21 protein-coding genes are annotated in these 22,428 nt (G+C 37.9%); 3 read left to right on the top strand and 18 right to left on the bottom strand.

Going from position 1 to position 22,428, the window contains the following annotated elements:
- Positions 1 to 452 precede the first annotated feature (452 nt).
- From ACQ5H4_RS07210 to ACQ5H4_RS07185, 6 genes are all read right to left on the bottom strand, one after another.
- Positions 453 to 623: an STAS domain-containing protein gene (locus ACQ5H4_RS07210; RefSeq protein ID WP_430774379.1), complete on the bottom strand. Its 171-nt coding sequence runs from the start codon at positions 621 to 623 to the stop codon at positions 453 to 455.
- Positions 624 to 652: 29 nt separating this feature from the next.
- A complete protein-coding gene (gene selB / locus ACQ5H4_RS07205) occupies positions 653 to 2,533 on the bottom strand; it encodes a selenocysteine-specific translation elongation factor (protein WP_430774275.1) in 1,881 nt (626 codons plus the stop codon).
- Positions 2,534 to 2,704: 171 nt separating this feature from the next.
- Positions 2,705 to 5,842 (bottom strand): AAA family ATPase, encoded by a 3,138-nt coding sequence (locus ACQ5H4_RS07200; protein WP_430774274.1) that lies wholly within the window; start codon positions 5,840 to 5,842, stop codon positions 2,705 to 2,707.
- Position 5,843: 1 nt separating this feature from the next.
- Positions 5,844 to 6,983, bottom strand: coding sequence for an exonuclease SbcCD subunit D (locus ACQ5H4_RS07195; protein WP_430774273.1), 1,140 nt, complete (start codon positions 6,981 to 6,983; stop codon positions 5,844 to 5,846).
- 148 nt (positions 6,984 to 7,131) lie between these two features.
- On the bottom strand, positions 7,132 to 7,332 hold the full coding sequence (locus ACQ5H4_RS07190; RefSeq protein ID WP_430774272.1) for a cold-shock protein: 201 nt from the start codon (positions 7,330 to 7,332) through the stop codon (positions 7,132 to 7,134).
- Between the two features lie 221 nt (positions 7,333 to 7,553).
- The gene (locus ACQ5H4_RS07185; protein WP_340903521.1) at positions 7,554 to 7,697 is read right to left on the bottom strand and encodes a YvrJ family protein; all 144 of its coding nucleotides are present in this window, start codon (positions 7,695 to 7,697) and stop codon (positions 7,554 to 7,556) included.
- A gap of 196 nt (positions 7,698 to 7,893) precedes the next feature.
- On the opposite strand from ACQ5H4_RS07185, the gene ACQ5H4_RS07180 reads away from it, so the two are divergent.
- The gene (locus ACQ5H4_RS07180) at positions 7,894 to 8,145 is read left to right on the top strand and encodes a phage holin family protein (protein WP_430774271.1); all 252 of its coding nucleotides are present in this window, start codon (positions 7,894 to 7,896) and stop codon (positions 8,143 to 8,145) included.
- A gap of 254 nt (positions 8,146 to 8,399) precedes the next feature.
- Here the strand turns inward: ACQ5H4_RS07180 and ACQ5H4_RS07175 are convergent, their stop codons facing one another.
- Positions 8,400 to 9,059, bottom strand: a complete 660-nt coding sequence (locus tag ACQ5H4_RS07175) for a hypothetical protein (RefSeq protein ID WP_430774270.1) — start codon at positions 9,057 to 9,059, stop codon at positions 8,400 to 8,402.
- Positions 9,060 to 9,222: 163 nt separating this feature from the next.
- Between ACQ5H4_RS07175 and ACQ5H4_RS07170 the strand changes: the two genes are divergently transcribed.
- Positions 9,223 to 10,887: a hypothetical protein gene (locus ACQ5H4_RS07170; RefSeq protein WP_430774269.1), complete on the top strand. Its 1,665-nt coding sequence runs from the start codon at positions 9,223 to 9,225 to the stop codon at positions 10,885 to 10,887.
- A 47-nt stretch (positions 10,888 to 10,934) separates the two neighbouring features.
- Here ACQ5H4_RS07170 and pepF read toward each other — a convergent pair whose 3' ends face one another.
- From pepF to ACQ5H4_RS07115, 11 genes are all read right to left on the bottom strand, one after another.
- Positions 10,935 to 12,722 carry an oligoendopeptidase F gene (pepF, locus tag ACQ5H4_RS07165; protein WP_430774268.1) on the bottom strand — a complete coding sequence of 596 codons (1,788 nt, stop codon included), beginning with the start codon at positions 12,720 to 12,722 and terminating at the stop codon, positions 10,935 to 10,937.
- Positions 12,723 to 12,974: 252 nt separating this feature from the next.
- Entirely contained in the window at positions 12,975 to 13,169 is a 195-nt protein-coding gene (locus ACQ5H4_RS07160; protein WP_066049157.1) for an IDEAL domain-containing protein, read from the bottom strand.
- 116 nt (positions 13,170 to 13,285) lie between these two features.
- Complete coding sequence (locus ACQ5H4_RS07155) at positions 13,286 to 13,936, bottom strand: PspA/IM30 family protein (protein ID WP_430774267.1); 651 nt, start codon at positions 13,934 to 13,936, stop codon at positions 13,286 to 13,288.
- A 20-nt stretch (positions 13,937 to 13,956) separates the two neighbouring features.
- Complete coding sequence (locus tag ACQ5H4_RS07150) at positions 13,957 to 14,346, bottom strand: hypothetical protein (protein WP_430774266.1); 390 nt, start codon at positions 14,344 to 14,346, stop codon at positions 13,957 to 13,959.
- A gap of 247 nt (positions 14,347 to 14,593) precedes the next feature.
- Positions 14,594 to 15,469 (bottom strand): GNAT family N-acetyltransferase, encoded by an 876-nt coding sequence (locus ACQ5H4_RS07145; protein ID WP_430774265.1) that lies wholly within the window; start codon positions 15,467 to 15,469, stop codon positions 14,594 to 14,596.
- Positions 15,470 to 15,541: 72 nt separating this feature from the next.
- Entirely contained in the window at positions 15,542 to 17,056 is a 1,515-nt protein-coding gene (locus ACQ5H4_RS07140) for a carboxypeptidase M32 (protein WP_430774264.1), read from the bottom strand.
- A 147-nt stretch (positions 17,057 to 17,203) separates the two neighbouring features.
- Entirely contained in the window at positions 17,204 to 17,815 is a 612-nt protein-coding gene (locus ACQ5H4_RS07135; RefSeq protein WP_430774263.1) for a TetR/AcrR family transcriptional regulator, read from the bottom strand.
- An 11-nt stretch (positions 17,816 to 17,826) separates the two neighbouring features.
- Positions 17,827 to 18,435 (bottom strand): TetR/AcrR family transcriptional regulator, encoded by a 609-nt coding sequence (locus tag ACQ5H4_RS07130; RefSeq protein ID WP_430774262.1) that lies wholly within the window; start codon positions 18,433 to 18,435, stop codon positions 17,827 to 17,829.
- 258 nt (positions 18,436 to 18,693) lie between these two features.
- A complete protein-coding gene (locus ACQ5H4_RS07125) occupies positions 18,694 to 19,500 on the bottom strand; it encodes a Cof-type HAD-IIB family hydrolase (RefSeq protein ID WP_430774261.1) in 807 nt (268 codons plus the stop codon).
- Positions 19,501 to 19,601: 101 nt separating this feature from the next.
- Positions 19,602 to 20,732 (bottom strand): hypothetical protein, encoded by a 1,131-nt coding sequence (locus ACQ5H4_RS07120; RefSeq protein WP_430774260.1) that lies wholly within the window; start codon positions 20,730 to 20,732, stop codon positions 19,602 to 19,604.
- On the bottom strand, positions 20,725 to 21,288 hold the full coding sequence (locus ACQ5H4_RS07115; protein ID WP_430774259.1) for a sigma-70 family RNA polymerase sigma factor: 564 nt from the start codon (positions 21,286 to 21,288) through the stop codon (positions 20,725 to 20,727). Before ACQ5H4_RS07115 ends, ACQ5H4_RS07120 begins: the two co-directional genes overlap by 8 nt.
- Positions 21,289 to 21,514: 226 nt before the next feature.
- Here ACQ5H4_RS07115 and ACQ5H4_RS07110 point away from each other — a divergent pair, with 226 nt between their 5' ends.
- Complete coding sequence (locus ACQ5H4_RS07110; protein WP_430774378.1) at positions 21,515 to 22,414, top strand: Gfo/Idh/MocA family protein; 900 nt, start codon at positions 21,515 to 21,517, stop codon at positions 22,412 to 22,414.
- Positions 22,415 to 22,428: the final 14 nt, after the last annotated feature.

The raw sequence follows: 22,428 nt of genomic DNA, 5'->3' as shown, positions 1-22,428 counted from the left end.
GTATCCCTCCTCTTTTTATATTAAATACAGAAAAATCGAAACTTTTAATTAATTTTACATTTGCTTGTTAACCCTCGCATGATACATTATGTAAAATCCTTCTTGGTAATAGCTAGTCATTTTGTCAATTATGTCTGGTAGTTGTGAGATATTCTTACGAGAAGTTCTAGGGAGTTAGTTAATAGAGTAAGTTTTTGAAAGAAGATCATTTGTCATTGTGGAGGATAAAAAGACAAATCTTACATATCGTTCTTTAAGGTATGTGAAATTATGTAACAAAAAAACTATTAAGCCCATTATAATACTTACAACCTAGTGACTGAGAACTATTTTGTTAGATATCATAACGTGCTTTTTGTTATCAAATATAAAAACCACTTCCTTATGAGAAGCGGTTTTGCAACTGTCCATCTCAGGCGGACAAATCCCTATATTTTGTCCACAAATGGTGTCTAATAACTTGTGGCAACCATGGTGTCAATCATTACGACCCTAGAAAGGTCAATAAACAACACGGTTATTCCCTTTGAGGAACATTGTAACAACGTATTCTCTATTATAAATCGCGATCGGTTTGTATCTATTTCCCTAATTAATGGTAACAGAGCGGCGTTATTATCAATTGCAATAACCGGTGAGGCTATTCATTTATTTATAACCACATTCGCTTGTTTTCAATCCGTCTTGTTATTCCGTTTTCATCTAATCGCTCTAGAAAAGGAATCATATATTTTCTAGACAATCCGAGTACTTCCTTTGCTTTCCCAACATCAAATTCTTGTTCTGTCTCAGCTTGAAGTCTTTTCACAGCTTCTGTAAAAACCTCACCATGATAATAATATGATTCGTCTAGAGGGATAATCATTTCTCGTTCAGTCCAATATCTCTTAACGTCCTCGACTAGGGTTTCCGGAATTCCAGCCTCTTTTATATAGTCATGTAAATACTTTACTTGTAGACCATCTTTTTTTAATGCATTTAGAAGGTTTTCTGTTCGTTTTTCCCAATTTGATGGTACATGAGGAGTAAAGGTGGCTAAGGATACAAATTGTCCCTTTCGTTGAAACTGATTTGAAGCAGATCCCTGTTCTATTACATATTCCACTAACGACCTGGAATACCATTTTTTTAAACCTTGTAAAAGCTCGGCTTTATTTACCCCATTTCGCAGAGGGAACTGTTTGTGGTAATCAGTCAATCGCTCGAATAATTCATCCTCAACGTCTTTAATAATTGCTTGTAAGGTGTATTCTTTATTACTGTAGCGGATAATTTCCCCTCCAGCAAGGGCAAGCAAAAGTTCCTCCTTATCGAGAGAGGTCCGCTTAATGAGTTCATCAATTGACAAACTCTTCGCCTCAATTAACGCGGCAGTTATTCGTTCGGCCGGTGACCCTTCTTTCTTCTTAGCGAGCTCTTCAACCGTTTGATGCCCGAAACGGTATTTCTCGCCTTTAGGATCGATAACCCATCCCCCACCTATTGTTTCCTGCGGGCTAGGTCTACGCAAAATAAAACGATCTCCACGCTTTGTGACGATTTGCTCCTCAAGTCTTAATTGACAAAGGATTTCCCCACTGTTCTCTTTCAGTTCATTTCGGTCAAAAAATACGATTCTACCCATCACTTCGGCTGTTCCTATATGACATTTAATCGGCATTCTTTGCTTTACCAGATGTTCAAGATCTTCTACCATTTGAATGGCAACATCAATGGTACGTGTGACATTAAAATGCTCTGACGATACAAGAACATCGCCCCGTTCAATCGCCTCTTTGGTTACGTTTGATAAATTTATCGCAGCCCTTTGACCGGCAAACGCTTGTTTAGATGGTTGGTGGTGTACTTGAAGTTGCCTTGCTCTTACCTCAATTCCTTGAGGCATAATGGTAAGAAGTTGACCTTCCTCAACAGCTCCTTCATACACGGTTCCTCTTACAACCGTTCCTTGACCTTTTACGGTAAACACTTGGTCGATTGGCAAGCGAAAGGGTCCTTTTGCATCACGAACGTCTTGTTGTTCTAACGTTTGTATAATTCGTGATTTAAGCTCGTCAATGCCTTTATTTGAAAGGCTATCAACAAGGACGCAAGGTGAGTTTTCAAAGACGGTTCCGCTTAATTCTTCATAAATATCATCTTTTACTAATTCTGAAAATTCCTCATCCACCTTGTCCATTTTGGTAATCGCAACAATACCTGACTTTATTCCTAAAAAACCGAGAATTTCTAAATGCTCCTTTGTTTGTGGCATAACTCCTTCATCTGCTGCTACGACAAGGACGACCAAATCAATACCTGCCACCCCAGCAATCATTTGCCTAATAAAACGCTCATGTCCTGGAACATCAATCACTGATATTTGTATATGTTCATCTTCATATAAGGGAGCAAACCCTAGTTCTATGGAAATTTGGCGTTCCTTTTCTTCTTTTAAACGATCGGTATCAACATTGGTCAGTGCCTTTGTGAGTGTTGTTTTTCCGTGGTCGATATGACCTGCCATGCCTATTGTAAAATATCGTTTTTCCATATTTGCACCTACTTTAATGTTCTGCACCCTTTTACTTTAACTTTAAAATGTTAATTGCTCAACCTTTTTGGTGTACAGGCTTGCCCTTCACGAATAAAATTACAAAGGAACCCATATTCCTCCTATAAACCAAATAACCAGGAGTAAAGGTACCTTTACTCCTGGTTATGGTTAATTAATAAATTGAAAATAAGTAGTACTTCCGCTTTGGCTAGCAACTACCTCTAATCGAGCATCAATTCGTTCCTTTAGCTCAGGTACGTGTGAAATGATCCCAACAAGGCGTCCGCTACTTTGGATGTCAATCAGTGCCTCAATCGCTTGGTCGAGGGATTCAGGGTCCAACGTACCGAAGCCTTCATCAATAAACATCGTCTCTAGGGAAACCCCACCCGCATAATTCTGGACAACATCAGCTAGTCCAAGTGCTAAAGATAGTGAGGCTTTAAAGCTCTCTCCACCAGATAATGTTTTTACATGACGTTCTTGCCCCGTATATGAATCAACAACGAGGAGCTCAAGTCCGCTCTGCGTGTTCCCTTTTGATTTATCCATTTTTCGAAGCAGTTGGAATCTTCCACTCGTCATTTTTAGCAATCGACCATTCGCTTCTCTTAATATGTCATCTAAAAAAGAACCGAGGACGTATCTCTCAAATGTAATTCGTAGATTATTGTTCCCTTTTGAAATATCCGCAAGGTTACCAATCATCTTGTATTGTTCTTCAAATTGCTTCATTTCTTTGTTCAAGGAATGAATCGTTTCTAATATTTGTTCGTTTTCGCGCTTTTTAAAGCTCAAGTCACTCTTGTGATTATCAATATCCTTTATTTCCAGTGTCATTTTTTCTATGAGGTCTGTTAATTCCTGAATATTAGGAAGTGGTACATCCTTTAATACTGCTTCTAACTCTGTGTAACGATCCGTTACCGAGCGAAGTGACTCACGATAGTTCGAAATCTCTACTTCCATTTGTTGAAGCTCCACTTCAGATCGCTTCGCTGTTTCATATTGCTTATAGTTTTGAAAGCCCTGTTGTTCCAGTTTTACCTTAAACACTTCTCGCTCTACTTGAAGCTCGGCTTGCTTCGTCTCTTTTGACTGAAGGATCGACTGAAGTTGTCCTTCAATGGTGGAAAGGGAAACCTTAGAATTTTGGAGTGCTATCTGAGCCTGTTCTAGCTTGGTATTGAGATCGTGTAATTGGCTTTGCTGATGGTTTACTTCCAGCTCGAACCGATCAACTGAACGAAGTGCTTCAGGAATCGTTTCTTGCAGTCTAGTAAAATGACTGTTTTTTTCAACGAACGAGAATCTAGCTTCCTGGTAGGATTCATCTAGCTCTTTAGCCTTTACGCCCCATTCCACCTTTGCCGTTTCAAGTTTCTTTAGGCCCTCAACAATTTTATCCAGTTGTTCAAGACCTGTTTGTAATTTTCGTTGTTCTTCCTCGACATCTCTTTTCTTACTTAATACGGTCTCTTTAAAAACAGGAAGTTCCTCAATCAAAAAATCAGGCATACTCGCTTGTAATGACTCTAGTGTTTGAGCGACTAATAATGTGGAAGTTTCCACACTCGATTGTAACTTGAAACTTTGTGATTGAGCTTCGTTTCTCTCTTTCTCTAGTACTTCGAGCTGTTGTTTAGCAGCCTTCAAATCGGTTTCATTTGGAATGGTGTTATTTTCCTGACTGGTCGGTTTTGGATGATGTTCTGAACCGCAGACAGGACAAGGAGCACCATCTTGAAGCTTGCTGGCTAGTATGGAAGCTTGTCCATTCATCCAGCTGTTTTCTAGTTCTTCAACGAGAAATTTGGAATCCAAGTAGCGATCAGTTGTCCGCTCAAACTCCGCTTTTTTTTGATTAAATTTCACTTCTAGAGTTAACAAGTTTTCCTTCTGTTTCTCTAGAGTAGAAATTAAATCAGCTTCACGCTTTAACTCGTCAAGGAGGCCTTTGTTTTCAAGAAAAACAAGTTTACTAGCATCGATTTCTTCTTTTTTCTCTGTGTACAATCGAAGACGTTGGTCAATTTCTGTTCCCTTTTTTTCCGCTGCTACCTTGTCCTCTTCAAGTTTTTTCCATTGTAGTTGTAGGTTGAGAATTTCATCTTCAAGCTTTGCATAAGAGTGTATATCATCCTTTAATGATCTTAGCTTGTGAATACCTTCTTCTAATGCTTTTCTTTCCGGTTCTTTTTGTTTTTCTGATTGAAATACGGCTTCAAGTTTTTGCACTTGATCCACAAACGACTTTTGCTTTCCTAACAAGTCGTTCGCTTGAGTTTCGTAAGTGGTCAGTTCCTTTTTTAACCTAGCACATAGTTGCTCTTGTTGTAGCAACAATATTGCTTTTTTTCCTAATTCTACATCATCCTTTTTTTTCTCAAACAATTCCTTTTGATTTTCAAGGTGTAACTTATTCTGAAGGGCCGTTTCCTTTGCTTCGAATTGTTTAATAACTATTTCTGCATCATAAAGCTTTTTTTGTTCAATTTGACGTAGCTGATCTCTTTCCACAATTTCCTTTTCAAATAAAGCGATTTGCTCTGACATTGCTTGGATTTCTTCTATTAATGCCGGAATAATGACAAGATCATTTGTGCTGCCCGCTTCCATATACTCTTTTAAATCCTCTGTAAACAAGGCATGGATTTTTCGAATCGCAAGGTTACGGTCCGCCAGCTGTTTTTCTACTGCTGCTTTTAAAGAAGCTGCTTCTTCTTTTAGCTTTTCCTCAATTCTTTTATACAGCTGCGTATGGAATAAACGTTGTAGAATGGACTCTTTTTCCTTGCTGTCAGAGGTTAGTAGCTTTCTAAATTCGCCTTGAGGAATCATAATGATTTGGCGGAATTGATTGCTGTCAATCAACATGATTTGTTTAATTTTTTCATCTACATCACGAACATTTGATGCGATGATTTGCTTCGTCCCATCCATATCGTATACATACAACTCTGCTTTTGCGCCGATAGAGGTTACCCCTTCACCACGCGACTTTTTCTTTTCTTGTTGAGGAGAACGACTAATCTCATACGTTTTGCCACGAAGACGAAATTCCAATGAAACCTCTGTTAATGTATCATTATCGGCAAATTGGCTACGAAGCTCTGGACCATTCCGATCTTCACCACTCGCCTTTCCATAGATGGCATAGCTAATTCCGTCAAAAATGGTCGTTTTCCCTGATCCAGTTTTCCCAGAGATAACAAACATTGTTCGGTTTCCAAGTTCGGAAAAGTCAATTACCTCTGTACGAGAGTATGGGCCAAATGCCTGCATCGTAAGCTTCAAAGGTCTCATATTATTGTTCCTCCTTTAAGACACTCTCAATGACCCCTGCCATAATCCTTTTCTTTTCAGGTGAGAATTCTTCTGAAGTCATTTCTTTATAAAACTGTTCAAACAGATCGAGTTCCGATTTTCTTTCCTGTCCGATTGCAGTGAGTAATTTCTTTTCTTTCATATCCTTTAGCACGGTCTGTCTTTCTAAGTGAAGAACATTTGGATAGACATGACGAAGCTTACCGATTGGATCAAGTAGTGCCCCTTCATCTAGTAACGTAATACTTAAATAATCATCGACCTTTTGTTTTTCATAAAAGCTCGTATCCAATAGTTCATCTAAGTATCCAACGAGTTCACGCATGTCCTGTTTTGGTGTTAACGAACGGTAACGAATTGAAAAATCACCTTTTTCATCCATTTCTACGATCTGAATGGATTTCTTTTGCTTTGCTTCTGAAAAGGAATATTTTAATAGAGATCCAGAATAGAAAATTTTATCATGCTTAATCGCATCAGGACTGTGCAAATGCCCTAACGCTGTATACTGAAATGGAGAAAATAAATCCTGAGTGACACATCCGGATCCTCCTACAGATAAGGATCGCTCAGAATCCGTAGACTCTCCCCCTAATACGAAGGCATGTCCGACGAATACATTTGGTGTGTTCGGGTCTAACTGCTCCTCAATTTTTCCGATGATTCTCTTCATTGCTTCCTGATGGCTATGAATGCTGTCCTCATTTAATAATTGTCGAATAATACCAGGCTCTGCATATGGGACACAGTAAAAGTTTACCCCATTAATATGAACAGGTTGTAAGTTCGCTTCCGGTTTACCAGTTAAGTATAATTGGCTATTACGATACCAGGAGGTTCCAAAAGATAAACGCTCGGCACTGTCATGATTTCCGGCTATGGCTACGACGGGTATGTTAAGTCCTACATTGATTTCGAACAATACCTGGTCAAGTAGCTCGACCGCTTCTGTTGGTGGAACAGAGCGATCGTAAAGGTCTCCGGCAATCACAACTGCATCTGGCATTTCCTCTGCAACCACTTGAATAAATTGGTTTAATACTTCTTTCTGGTCGTCCGTCATATATATACCGTGGACGAGCTTTCCTAAATGCCAGTCCGCTGTATGAATAAATTTCAAACCTTCCACCTCGTTTGTTTAGTATATTTCTCTATTATAACAGAACGTGCATTCGTTTTTCTTTACATATTTTTGTAAGTTCATTTTTTAACAAAATAAAAAAGCAGCTTAACCGCAAGTGGTTAAACTGCTTGAAAGGTTATAGGAATTATTTTTTTGTTACGTTAGCAGCTTGAGGCCCACGTGCACCTTCTACTACATCAAATGATACTTCTTGACCTTCTTCTAGTGTTTTGAAGCCTTCAGCTTGGATGGCAGAGTAATGAACGAATACGTCGTTACCGTCTTCAGCTTCGATAAAACCGAAACCTTTTTCAGCATTGAACCATTTTACTTTTCCGTTTTTCATCTCAAAATCCCCCTACTGGCTGTTGAAAGCCATGCCTTAATTTTACCATTTACAACGTATAGCATTTGCAAACATTACGCATCCAAACATGGAACCAAGTCGTACAAAAACTCTAACACGGTGCAGAACGGTTACCCTAAATTTAGCATCATCGCCTATTTCTGTCAATAATATCTAACCTTTATTGTGTATAAAATTTAGAAAGTTAGGAAAATTTAACACTAAGTGATTTCGCGAATTCGGTCAGGTAGACTTTGAATGGATTGAACGACAGCATCTAACTTTGCCTCTACTCGATGAAGCAAGTATAAAGTCACTACAATCGGAAATCCGACATCACTAATGAACGCAATAAGCTGTTCCACTAGCCTCAGCTCCTTTCTTTTTGAATATAAAGGTGTAGGAGTGATTAATCCTATTAACCTTCTACCTTTTATATATTATCGATCGACTGTTTTGGACAGGCATTGAAATAATAATTTTTCATTTAGAGGACATGAATGCAAACCAACAACGACAAGCCTTCATATCATGTTAGTAGCACGATTAGGAGGTGAGAAAATGGATTTAGCATCCTTTTTAAATGAAAATTACTATATGCTTGTCCCAGCTCTCTGGGTCCTAGGTTTTGCACTTAAACGTACACCTAGCGTACCGAACTGGTCAATTATTTGGGTCTTATTAGGATTTTCCCTTATTTTCGGAGTCATTGCTTGGGGTTTTTCCTACACAGGGGTAATTAACGCGATCATCGCAGCGGGAATAGCCGTACTGGGCCACCAAATGGTCAAACAAACAATCAAAAAAGGTTGACAAAAAAAGGTGTCAGACACCCTTCGTGGACAGAAGTGCTGCTTTTGTCCGTCTGGGGTGGACAGTTAGGTGTTGGATTTTTTCGTTTGGGGTTTTATTTTTATAATGTGAGGGTATATATGGAATGGAATAACTGAGTTTTTATTCCCATCCACTCCCCCCTGGATGAGATATGGATAGGCTGCTTGACATGCGGAGGCAAAAATCCTTTTCCAATGAAAAAAGCCACCCATTTAGGCGGCCCTTTTATTTGATTAGAACGATACGAGAATCCATTCGTCCTGAATAAATACGCTATATCCGGTGTAGTTCTCACCTTCAACACTAATCGTTTCCCCTGTGGAGGCGACTTTTCGAATATCGTCGCCGATAGGTCCCACTAGGTTAAACTCTCCAGTTTTCTCAAAAATGCGAACCAATAATTCTACATTTGTCATTGGAACAGCTTTAATTCCGGTAGACATCTGAAATAAAACTTCCCCATTCTTTACCATCGCAAAAACATCGCTATTTGGAATGGCATAAAAACCTGCCCCCAATTCACTCGCTATATTTATATAAACAGAAAATTTTTCATCTGTAACTTTCTCATATGTTGATCCAAACAACTCGATTGAATCCGGAACAAGAGTTTCTTCCCCTTTGCTCACGACCTCCGTCGTTTCTACAGTTGGTTCTGAAACAACGGCAACCACTTCCAATACCTCCTCCTCTTCGGAAGCTACTAAAAAAGCCGACTCATTATCCATTGTTTTTCCTAGGGAGATATCTGCTCTTTTTGGAACATCATGACTTACATTTGGTGAGGATCCTTGATTGGCTGTAACATTTGCACCAACATCTAAAAAACGTGAGAAACTAACAACAATAACAACCAAGAGCAGTGGTAAAACGGTCAAAACTTTCTTTTTCAAATGACTCCCCCCTAAAATACCTCATACTTATTAGACGAATTCAAATAAAAAAAGTTTCAAAATTTGGTAAAAATATTACAAGCCTATTACAATTTTTAAAAACTTGAAACAATTGTCCTTTCACATCCGTAAAACATATAAAATCGGCGAAGGGAGCTTTCTAATGGGGAACATTCTTATCTTTTCACTGCTTGCAGGAATTATTTCGAGCATTCTACTTATCCCTTTTTCAAAAATGACAAAAGAAACGAAAGTAACAGGTATTGCGTTGGCATTTACAACGACTCTTGTTTTGATAGTGTTCGGATTCTTTTATCTGACGAAACTGGATCAAAACTTCAGTACTCTTTGGGCTTTAATACTATTAGCATCACTTGGAGGAACAATCGCTTCGAAAGGAATCGAGCGAAAGTTGAAAGGAATCATCTCGCTAGGAGCACTTGGAATTGGAATTTATTTTTTATCTGCTTTTGTGTTCAATGCAAATGAGAAGTATGAGCTTTCCAAAATGGACGAAGAGATTGAAATCCCGGCCTTTGATGAAAGTGTGACTCCAGCGAGTGTACCACCCCAATTTGCTAGAAATAAAATGAGAAAGGCTTTTGGACAGGTTCCAAATACGAGTTACTATGAGCTTGGAAATTTACAAATACAGAAAGTAAATGGACAATTTGTCTACATTGCCCCTGTTGAGTTCTCAGGCTTTTTCAAGTGGTTTAAGGGCGAGGAAACACCTGGTTATTTTACCTTGAGTGCAACGGATTCCTCTGCGAATCCTAAATTTGTTCAGTCAAGCATGAAGTACACTCCATCTTCCTATTTTCAGAAGAATCTTGAACGTCATATTCGTCTCCACTATCCAAAGAACATATTCTACGGGGATGTGCAGCTTGAAATAGATGATGATGGAAAGCCTTATTTTATTCGAACATATGGTAGTTTTGTCACGGCACGAAACGGCTTTAAAGCGGAAGGTATCGTTCTTGTCGATCCTTCTACTGGAAAAACTGAAGCCTTTGATCTAGAGTCCGCACCAGAGTTTCTTGATGGGTCTGTCTCACCTGAAGCTGTGAGTTTACAAAATAGTTATTACGGTAATTTTGTACATGGGTTTTGGAATAGCTTATTTGGGAAATCAGATGTGAAGTTGCCTTCTGATGAAGGCACCGAGGCCAATGTTAGCCCAATTTTTGATGAGAATGGAGTGATGTATTACTTTACTGATTTTACGAGTCCGAAAGAAGGAGTAGATTCCATGTTGGGGTACTCGTTAACAAATGCTCGCACTGGAAAAGCCACCTTTTACACTGGGAATTTAGAGGAATCATATATGGATTCTCGAGGAGCTCTTGAAATTATCGATAAGAAATTTATCGAGAAAAAATGGGATGGAGAAATGCCTGTTCTCTACAATTTCTATGGAGAAGCAAGCTGGCTCACTCCTGTTCTTGATTCCAATGGATTCCTACAAAACTATTTTATCGTTTCGGCAGCAAATCCTGAAATATCATCGTATGCAGAAACTCCTAATGATGCGCTAAAAAAATTCAAGGTAGCGCTCCAGCGAGAAGGTAGTACACTTAATGGAACTTCGAAGGCTGAAGAAATGGAAACAAGCGGTGAAGTCCTTCGAGTGTATAAGGAGAGAATTGGAGATTATACAATTGTCTCTTTCCTGCTAAACAATCAAAAGAATTATACCGTTTCATCAGAAAATAACCCTCTAGCAATCTACTTAGAGCGTGGAGACAAAGTAAGTCTCACGTATTTGGATTCCGGAGAGGACTTTCTCTCGGTGAAAAAGTTAACAATAGATAGTATTGAATAAATATTGTAGGACGAACCGAATGGGTTCGTCCTTTTAGATCAGTTCAATTATAAGCTAGTGAATTCATCTACAAGCTCTGAAAACTTTTTCATAGCTGACTCGATTGGTTCACTATTGGTAAGATCCACACCTGTTTTCTTTAAAAGCTCAAGTGGATAATCAGAACTACCGCTTTTTAAAAATTCTAAATACGACTCAAGAACTTTTGCATCACCAGACAATAGATTCGAGGCAATATGAATGGCGGATGCGTAGCCAGTCGCATATTTGTATACGTAAAACGGGCGATAAAAATGAGGGATTCGTGACCAACCGTATTTTACTTCCTCGTCAAAAATAAGCTCTTCTCCGTTGTACTCTCGGAATAGTTGTTCATAGATTGAGTTAAAAACATCAACAGTTAAAGGAGTTCCCTGCTCCGCCATTTCATGTGTCTTTTTCTCAAATTCTGCAAACATGACCTGAGTAAAAAATGTTCCTTTAAATTGATCAATAAAATGATTTAAAAGATGCTTTCGAATATCAGGATCCGTTTCATGTTCTAATAAGTAATTGATTAAAAGTACTTCGTTTACAGTGGAAGCTACTTCCGCTACGAAAATACTGTATCTTGCTGAAATTTGCGGTTGATGCTCCGCACTTAATTTACTATGAACACCATGCCCGCATTCATGGACGAGTGTAAACATGCTATCCAAATCATCTTGATGGTTTAATAAAATATACGGGTGGACCCCATAAATTCCAAGATTATATGCACCAGACCGTTTCCCTTTTGTCTCACGAACGTCAATATATCGGGAATCCTTGAATGTTTTTAATGTTTCAATATAATCACTTCCAAGTGGAGCTAGTGCTTTTAGCATCGTTTCGTATGCCTCTTCGTAAGTAATGTCCATTTTCACACCACTTACGATTGGAACGCTCATGTCATAGGCTCGAAGTTCATCGAGGTTTAACTTTTCTCTCCGAATTTGATTATAACGATGCATCGGTGCAATATGTTGTTTTGTTGACATAATTAAATTATCGTACACTTCTTTCGGAACATTATCGCCAAACAATGATTTTTCAAGTGCAGACGGATAACTCCGAAGCTTCGACATCGTCACATTGTTTTTTATTGAATTGGAAAGTGTGGAAGCTATTGTATTTTTTAACTGAATATAAGGTTGGTAGTAAGCTTTATACGCTTCTTTTCTCTTCTCACGGTTCTCATCTTCAATCAATTTTGAATATAATCCTCGTGTGAGTTCGACCTTTGTGCCGTCTTCCTGTGTCACTTCTCCAAACTTTATATCCGCGTTGTTGATCATTCCGTAGATGGTACTTGGTGCGGAAAAAGCCTCTCCAAGCTGGGAAACGAGCTCTTCTTTTTCCGTAGATAGAACATGAGGCTTGTAACGAAACGATTCAAATAAATCCTCTTCAAAGTAACTCAAGCCCTTTTCTTCCTTAATAAAGGCCTTTAAGTCCTTCTCTTCTAAACTTAAGAGATAAGGCATAAAAAATGACGTAGAGGAACTTACTTTAATACCTAAGCTCTTCATTCGTTCGAGGTAGCTTTGAGACTCTGTCACACGAGTGTCTTCATCCACCTTCAGCATGCTGTATGCATACAAATGATTGAATTTGTAGGAAAGCTCTTCTTTTTTCTTTAAAAATTGAAAGAGGCTAGCTCCATCCTGGATCTTGCCATCAAAAGCTTTTAATTCACTCGTCATTTCTTCGACTTGTTTAAAATCGTTCTCCCATGATGCTAAATCGGAATAAATATCATCTAAATTCCACTTTTCTAGTGTGGGTACTTGGTCTCGAGACGTATAGGTAGTCATAGGCGAAGACAACTCCTTATGTATGTAATATTTTCTATTTATATCCATTATACGCCAATACAAATCGAATATCGTATAAAAAGGCTGTATTCGTAAAGTTTGTTGTTCTGGAAAAATCCCAAATGCCTGATTTTTCCCCACATAACGCTGGGTATATTGGTCTATTTGGAGAGTAGCTCTTTTCTAATGTTTTAGAAAAGAGCCTATAAAAAACAAAAACCACACAATTGTGTGGTCGTCGATTAATTTAACTTACATTAAATTTTTTAATTCGTCTGTTAGTCTAAAAAACTCTTCTTTATTTCTCGTGGCTAAGGAATCATCAATTTCCTTTCTTAACTTATCTTTGCGATAATCAAGTAGTGCTTGACGGATGACCATATCTGCGGCTGACGACAATTGTTCTTCAGTTGGTTGTTGTGGTGAATTTAGCAAATACTTTTCCATTGGAAATCACTCCTTAACCTTTTTTCTATAATAACATTTGTTTTCTGAAAATTCAATAATTAAATAAATTATTTTTTCGGAATACTTTTTGTTAAGGAGTGATCAGAGTGTTCGTATTAGTTGTTCTTAATCTTCTCTAATTCTTTTTGGACCTGTTCTTCGAGCTCATAGTCATAAACTTTATTTAAGTCAACGGACGGATGAAACAGTTCTCTTGCCTTTGATTTTGCTTCAAGAGCAAGAATCTTCTCCTCAGCACGTTCAAATCCCTTAACAGCACTTCCAGGAGTAAAAGTCGCAAAAGATTGTTCAATGGATTCAGTCACTTTTGCGACATGAGCTCTTGAAATAAGAAGCTGCTGCTTATTTTTTAATTCCTTATATTTATGCTTATAGTCTTCAATTTGCTGAACTAGTTTCTTTGTTTGTTGAGAGAGAGCTTCAAGCTGTGAAGCATAAACCTGTTCCTTCTTTTCTAGTTCAATTTTATCTAAGATTAATTGTTTGGCTGTTTCGTCGTCATCTTTTTTTACCGCTATTTCAACTTGTCCCACTCTTTTTTCAATTAATGCTCTAGTTTCAATTAATTGTGCTTCTTGTTTCTTCTCAAAAAACAATTGTTTGGCTAAAGCTTCTTCCCCTCCTGCAATATCCTGTTCCATTTCACGTAGATGCTGCTTAAGCATCACAATTGGATCTTCCATTCGGTCTAGTACATCATGTAAGTCTGCTGTTGCGATCGTTTTTAAACGTTTAAATAATCCCATTTCGTAGTTCCTCCTCAAATTCATTCCATTATGGTTCTTCTTTTTTTACTTTTTGTTACTAAAAATAAAGCTAATCCAATCAGCCCTACTGCAAATAACATAGGTAATAAGGAAATGATGGAAAAAGTGAACAATAGTAAACCTGATAGCTTAACTAAATTCAGCTTTTTCGTTTTACTCCAAAGGAGCCAACCGATGAACGCAGTAATAATTTTAATGATAGTAAGTATCGTTGACATACTAAGTGCCATTAAAAACGGTAGTGGATTATAATTCACATTCCAGTTACTTACATTTGGTAAGGGTTGTACCCATTGTGTTGTTCCGTTTAGATAGGGAGCTGTATAGACTCCTAAACTAAAAGCAACTGCAAGTAAAAGGAAGAAAAGCAGCCACTTTAACTTTTTCAATCAACTACACCTCCTCTCCCTATTAACCGGATTCGCAGCCTCTTTATATGAGTTATTCATTGGAGGGGGGAATTCCAAGGGTTCTCTTTTGGCTGAGGCTGCTATATCCTGGGCTTGTTATTATCATATCGAGGAGTTATGTCTAAACTATTAACGATCCTTTACGAAATGTAGGAAAAGAGAGGAACAATTCATTAAAGATCATAAAAAAACCTTTCTCATTTTTCAGAGTAAGGTCACGGATTGGTTAGTTTAAGATTTGTTTCATGTAAACAAGATGAACAATGGGTTCAAATCCCATCTCTTTTAATACTCTATGAGTAGTGGAACTGCTTAATTTCGGAAGGTTTGGAACATAGTGACGAAGGTGGTCAGTGGAAGTCTGGAAAGCTTCTGCTAATAAAAACTGAATGATTTCTTTTTGATCCCTTCTGCTTCGATCTGCTTCACATTGATATAAGGTTGTGCCCGTATGATTTCCTTCCTCTGAAAAAATCTTACGGAAGTAAGCATAACCAATGGCATTTCCAAAGGTATCTTCAGCAATCAACGCTTCCCCGTCCATGACGCTTTGCCAGTGGGTTTGCCAAGGGTTTTTTCCTTGATAGAACGATAGATTGCCGACTTCTTCAAGTGAAACTCGCTTTATTTGAAAAACATTTGAAGGAAAGGCTGATATTTGACCTTCCTTTTTTTCTAAGCATTCGAGATGGTCAATAATGTCGTACCCAAGAGATTGATAGAGAGCAATAGCTCCCTTATTTTCGCTTATAGCCTCTAGCGTCGACACTTTCACGTTATTTTCTTCAAGAATATCTAAAGTGGCTTCAAGCATTCTTCTGCCGATTCCTTTGCTTCGGTAGTCCTTGTTGACTGCGGTTCCTCCATTCCAGCCAATTAATTCGCCTTGAAACTCTCTGATTCCATTTAAAATTAAACCGACTGGTTTATCATTCCAAAAGGCAATAACGGACAACTCATCAGATAGTCCCTCGGAAGCCATTCTAGCCATAAATGTTTCGGTAGTCATCGTTAAATCAAAGTAATATCCTTTAAAGCCAATATTCCATGCCTCTACTGCTTCTGAAATCTCACAATCTTTTAATCTTTTGATCTTAAGCATTGGTATCCCTCCTTAAAAGAGGGTGTGCCTGAAAGTGGTAAACACTCTTCATTTGGCACACCCTTCAATCATCTACAGCTGATAAACTCGACTATATTTTTCTTCAAGATATTCGACTAAATAATCGGCATTTAGTTGCTCGCCTGTCACAGAAACAATTAATTCATTTGGAGTATACAAGCTTCCATGTTGATGAATCTTTTCCTTTAACCAACTCATGATTGGCTGTAAATGACCAGTTTCCAAGTACTGGTCAAAATTCGGAAATTCTTTTTTCAACGTTTTTAATAGTTGTGCCGCATACATATTACCTAACGAATACGACGGGAAGTAACCAAAGCCGCCGAATGACCAGTGAACATCCTGAAGAACACCTAGTGTATCTGTTGGAGGAATAATTCCTAGAAACTCTTTCATTTTCTTATTCCAAACTGTTGGGAGTTCGCTTACCTCTAGTTTTCCTTCAAACAATTCCTTCTCAATTTCATAGCGAAGCATAATGTGAAGATTATAAGTAAGTTCATCTGCTTCCACACGAATAAATGAAGGATGAACCGTATTGATTGCCTCGTGAAATTCTTGTAATTCAACGTTATGAAGCTGAGTGGGGAAAAATTCCTTAAGCTTTGGCAAAAAAAACTGCCAAAAGGCTGCACTTCTTCCCACCATATTTTCCAAAAAGCGAGACTGTGATTCATGAATCCCAAAGGAAGTACCAGCGCATAAGACTGTTCCCTCTAACTCTGAGCTAATTTGCTGTTCGTAAATTCCATGACCCGCCTCGTGGATCGTACCGAATAAGGCAGAAAGTACATTGTCTTCTAGATAGCGAGTTGTAATTCGAACATCTCCTGTGTTTACCGTCTGGGCGAATGGATGTACGGTTTCATCGAGTCTTCCAGCGTCCATATCAAAGCCTAATTGTGGAAGCATGTAGTGGTTAAACTCTTTTTGTTTCTCTATAGAAAATGGCTGTTTCACGATTTCAACAGGTGTCTTATGTGAGGTAGTTTTAATTTTATTTAATAGTGCTATGCTCTTCGCTCTTAAGCTAGCAAAAAGTGGATCAAGTGCTTCTACCGTTAAGCCTGGCTCAAATTCATCAAGTAAGGCATCATACGGATGCTTTTCGTACCCGTAATATTCAACGAATTTCTTTTTTATTTCTACGATTTTTTCTAAATAAGGTAGAAATAGACCATAGTCATTATTTTCTCGTGCCTCTTCCCATGCATCATTAGCATCACTGCACAAAACGGAATATTCCTTATATAAATCAGAAGGAATACTCTTTGAACGGTTATAAAAGTGTGATCGTAAACGGATTTTCGCTTTTGTTACTGTATCAAAATTCTCATTGCTTTCTGACAACTGATCTAAAAGTTCTCCCATTTCCTGAGAGATCATAAGATCAAATATTTCCGTTTGCAATGCACCGTATGCTTTTGAAAACTGAGCTCTTCCCTTTTTTGGCGCAATTACTTTTTGATCCCATGAAAGGAGACCAGCGATACTTTCTAAGTGTGAAATTTTTTCGTCCAATGCTTGAAATCTTTCAAGAGCCGTATGTAGAACCGATTGAGTCATAGCCGAACACCCCTTTAATGTTTTTAACCGACTAATCGGTTTATTTTCATTATATGGAACATTCAGAATATTATCAAGTATAAATAATCGGTCAATTTTCGCGAAAAAATGCGTAGTATCAGAAGGGTCCTTAACATACCGACAAGTCTATTTAGTGATCTTTTTTAGGAAAGACTGCTTTTGGTCCATTAAGATTGATTGGTACGGAAGCTCAGGAAATAGAATTCGTTGCATATTTGCCGCATCAATAAACGACCAAAACATGTGAGTATAAATATTAACATGGATATTTGATTTGAGCTCTCCCGCCTCTTTCCCTTCTTGTAAAATCCTTTTCACTAATTCGAACTTCAAATTTTTATGTAATTCCTCTAGAATGGCCATCATGTCAGGATTTCTAGAAGCGGATAATTGAAAATCAAGTTGAACGAAAAAGGCTTCCTTTTGCTCTTCACACATCGGTTCTAACTGAAAATAATGATCAAACAAATAGGCTATTTTTTCAAGATTTGTAGGGAGGGTCTTAATATGTGAATCGATCGGCTCAAATTCTCGGGTGACAATCCCTTTCATAAGCTCTAAGTATATTTCTTCTTTGCTTTTAAAATAGTTGTAAATCGCTCCTCTTGAAAGGCCCGAATGTTGAACAAGCTGATCCATTGACGTGATATGATATCCCTTCTTCGCAAAGCAATGCTGGGCACTCAATAATATGTGATTTCTTCTTTGTCTCTTATGTTCTTCAGATACGATTGGCATAGTACCCTCCCTTATTCCGACTTTAATTCTTCTAAATACATATCTTTTAATTCCCTTAACACATCGTAATAAGGAAAATCATCATATACTGCATGAAGATTAACTCCATCGATGATTGTCCAAAATCGTTCAGCGTAAAGGTGGGATGGAATATCTGATTTGAATTCACCCTGTTGTTGTCCTTCTTGAATAATGTCATTCACTAAAGTAACCAATTTTCTTTTTCTTTCATGAAGCTGTTGAAGAAGATCAGAATCCCTTGTACTGTGAAGATTAAATTCGTAGAAAACAACAATATATTCTAATCGATTGCGGTCAATGGGATTTGCAGATAAATAAGCATTAAACAGATAATCCATTTTACTGCTTGCTGTCCGATGTTTGGCGAAGTGTTTATGGTATTGAGTAAAGTTTTTATCTGTTGCACGTGTTAGGAGATCTAAATAGATTTCCTCCTTACTTGAAAAGTAATTGTAGATTGCTCCTTTGCTCATACCACAATGGGCAACAATATCATCCATTGTCGCCGTTTGGAAGCCTTTTTTCGCAAAGCATTCAAACGCGCTGTCTAAAATTTGTTCTTTTTTCTCCTCTTTGTACTCCTCGGAAACGATTGGCATAAGCTCCTCCTTTGTTATTTTGTTGTGATTAAATGGTGGAAACGCAAATAACTTTTAATAATCGCAAGTAAATTCTGAAAATAGCAAATAAAAAATTTTAATCGCAAGTAATTTTTTGGAATCGCAAGTAATTCCCGATAATCGCAAATAAGTTCTGATTATCGCAAAAATATTAGAAAACAACAAGTGATTTTTTAAGAAGTTTTAAAAAATCGTCCCCTCCTGCTCAGAAACAAGAGGGAAACGATCAAAAACTGCTTATAAAAGCATTAAAATATGATGAATGGCGTGAGAAACTCCGTCTTCATCATTTGATTTAGTTACATACGTAGCTTTTTCCTTTACTTCATCTGGTGCATTCTCCATGGCGACGGATGCTGTTGCGATTTCGAACATTGGTAAGTCGTTACCTCCATCACCAAATGCGTAAATTTCAGAAAATACATGATTATGCATCAAAGCATAACGCTGAATCGCTTTCCCTTTATGAGCTTCTTTTGACATGATTTCAACGTTATTGGGGAAGGAAGAAGCCAGAGTTAATTCTTCAAAACCAGATAATTGCTCCTTAACGGTTTGAATTCTCTCAAGTTCTTCATAAGAAACTACCGCAATACATTTGAAAATCTTCAAATCCTCGATTTTTAGAATATGGTCATAATCGTATGTAAGGAATAGCTCTTTTAATTCCTGGTCACTTTTGCCTCTTAACCCGGGAAGTGTACAAGGAAATCCTCCATGATTTGTATATACCAATATCCCAACAGATAGTTTTCTTAATTCAGTCAGCATTTGCTTATAGACAGGAACGGGTATCGTCGTTTCGTATAATAAGGAACCGTCCTTTCCATAAAGCGCAGATCCATTTAACGTGAGAATCGGACAGTTTAGCTCGCGAATCGCATTTACCTTCACAACATCAGCATAAGCTCGTCCTGTATTCAAGATCACCTCTACCCCTTGTTCTTGGAGCTTTCGGATCGTCTTTTCGTTTTCAGCAGATACCTCATGCTCTGAATTGAGCAAAGTACCATCTAAATCAAGAGCAACACATTTCACACACATTCACACCTAACTAAAATTAAATTTTTGTAATATTTTTTAACATATCTTATTTTTACATAAAAACGACCACCTATCAATTCGAATAGGTGGCATTTTTTTAATTATTGGATAGGAAGCCAGTTTACGCACCAAATTCCAAGTTTATTTTTAGATAATCCGAACGATAAGCCTTTTGTTTCTGCTTCTATACTAACTGAAGCAGAAGTTTCATCAATAATATGCTCAAACAAGGTTCCAACTTTTACTTGTTCTAACAAGCCTGTGCTAGGGTTTTGTTGTTTGGCAGTAAGATAATCCTCATATGTTGCGAACACTCTTAAGTATTCTTCATCGTCAATAAAAAGTGAATATTGCGTTTCATAATCCTGCAGCTCCTCCGCATAGAAGTAAAGCTGGAAAACCTCTGAAGGGGATAATCCACTTAAAGCCTGTTTGTCTTTGGTGACCTTAAATTGTTCATAGCGAACAAGAAGAACGGCTGATAGTTCCAGTTTCTGACCTTGATTCACTTGAATATGAAAAGGTGTGGATTGAACTTCAGGTTCTACCGGTAAGACAATTTCCTTTAAACCTACTGTATCTGGTAGCGTTTTTCCTTTTAGATACCTAGCCGTGTAGTTGTCAACTACGAGTGTGACTTCTCCTATATCGATGCGATTGGTTCCAAGTCCGAACACGGCTTTGAGTTTACGTTGCTCATTGGAGGTGAAAGTAAGGTCTGGATGTCTACCCTCTTCTACAGGCAATGATTGTAAGGAAAGCTTATCCGGGGTAAACAAAATTTGATCCGGGCGCTCTGAATCATCTATATCATAATATTTTAAAGTACCAGTAATTTGTGCTTCTCCTTGAAAAACAGCCTGCAATAATCCGCTTTGTTCCCTTTTTGTCCCGTCGGATGGTCCTTTATTAAGGAGGCTCCAACCATTTAACATTTCCCCATCTTGGAGGTTTGGGTAAAACTTTTCTTCATCCGCAACATTGTTGCTTTGTGTGGCTTTATTGTTGTTTTCCATATTTGTTCCAATGATTCCATCAATAAATAATAAAAATCCTGCAACAGCAATAGAAGTGACCATCTTTGGAACAAATTGTTTAGATTTTTGGCTGCTTTGTGTATCTCCAGATCGTATTTTTCGGAGAACACGTTGTTTTTCTATTTCTGTGAAAATGGATTTTTCAGAAGCTGTTGTATGAACGGCGTCTTTTACCTGTGTATGAAGGTCAGCCATGTTGTTCTCCCCTTTCATTAATTAAGAAACGTTTACATCTTTCTTTTCCTCGAAAAAGCCTTGTTTTTACCGTTGCTAAAGGAAGGCTGAGTGCATCACTAACCTCACTGTAAGTAAAATCTTGATAATAGTGGAGTAAAAAAACTTCTCTGTATTTCACAGGCATGGCCATAATGGCTTTTGCGAGCTCTGACCGCATATCTTTTTGTAAAAGCAGGTCCTCTGGTGTTGTCTCCCCACTTTGTTTAAAAAAGAATAATTTTTCATTGATTACAAGATTTCGATAATGCCAGCTCTTTAGGTAGTCGTTGCTTTTATTGATCGCTATGCTGTAGATCCATGTTTTAAAAGTTGAGCGTCGTTTGAACGATAATAGTTTCTCATAAACGGTGATAAACACTTCTTGTGTGAGATCGCTAGCAACCTCCCAGTCCTTTACATAAGAGTAGATCATTCGTTTTAACTTGGTTCCATACTCATCCATCACCATTTCGATGATTTTTTCTCGTTCATATATTCCTACAAGGGCTTGTTCTATTTCTTTTTCTAAACTCAAAATATAAGCCCCTCCTTTTTTATAAACTTACTACCTTATTTGATTTCCATGCGTTAGACGAAGAAACAAACACATCGGTTTCACTTTTTTTACTATAGCATGTAACTTTTTGTTTCTCAGATAAAATAGTTAAGCATATCCTTGTTGACGGATGTTCCCCTCCATCTATATGATGAAAGATGTACTAAATGGTAAGGGGTGGTATCACTTGAAATTGAAAATTGGTATGGTTGGGCTTGGAAATATAGCACAAAAGGCATATTTGCCTATTCTAACTAGAGAGACAGATTGGGAGTTTGTTGGTGCTTTCACCCCAAATAAGGAAAAGAGAAGTTTAATTTGTAAGCAGTACCGAATAGAGGATTTTTCAAGTGTTCATTCAGTGGCTGATGCGTGCGACGCTGTGTTTGTTCATAGTTCCACAGATACACATTTTGACATTATCTCTACTTTACTTTTAAGAGGCAAGCATGTATACGTGGATAAGCCATTAGCGGCTACTCTTGATCAAGCGGAGAAATTGGTGGAGTTGCAGCATTCATCAGGCTGTAAATTAATGGTGGGCTTTAATCGTCGTTTTGCTCCTATGTATGTGAAAGCGAAGGAACAATCAAAAGATCTTGCATGGGCGAGATTTGAGAAGCATCGTGCGAATAGTGTTGGTCCACATGATGTAGAATTTACAATGTTAGATGATTATTTGCATCTTGTGGATACAGTCCGTTGGGTGGCTGATGGTGATCTTATTCTTCAGCATGGAACCTTACATAAAAATGAAAAAAACGAGATGGTTTTTGGACAGCATACATTCTCCAAGAAAGATGGAATTCAAATGACGACAGCCATGCATCGAAATGCTGGTACGGGCTTGGAGCAACTGGAGCTTGTTACGAACGGGGCCATTATACGTGTAAAGAATATGAATGTGACTGAGAAGGAAGCTAGTGATATGATCTCTACTTCTTACCCAGGCTCTTGGGATTCTACTTTGAAACAACGCGGATTTGAAGATGCTATCCATCATTTTATTCATTGTGTTGACAATGATATAACGCCTTCAGTTGATGGTGAAGAAGCGTTAAAATCACAACAATTAGTCATGAAATTAGTAAACCCCCACTTGTGAAAATGTGGGGGTAT

The sequence above is a fragment of the Bacillus coreaensis genome (assembly GCF_050586445.1).
GTDB classification, from domain to species: domain Bacteria; phylum Bacillota; class Bacilli; order Bacillales; family Cytobacillaceae; genus Robertmurraya_A; species Robertmurraya_A coreaensis.
The sequence above is the reverse complement of the archived record's forward strand: the minus strand, read 5'-3'. Positions and strand labels throughout refer to the sequence as shown.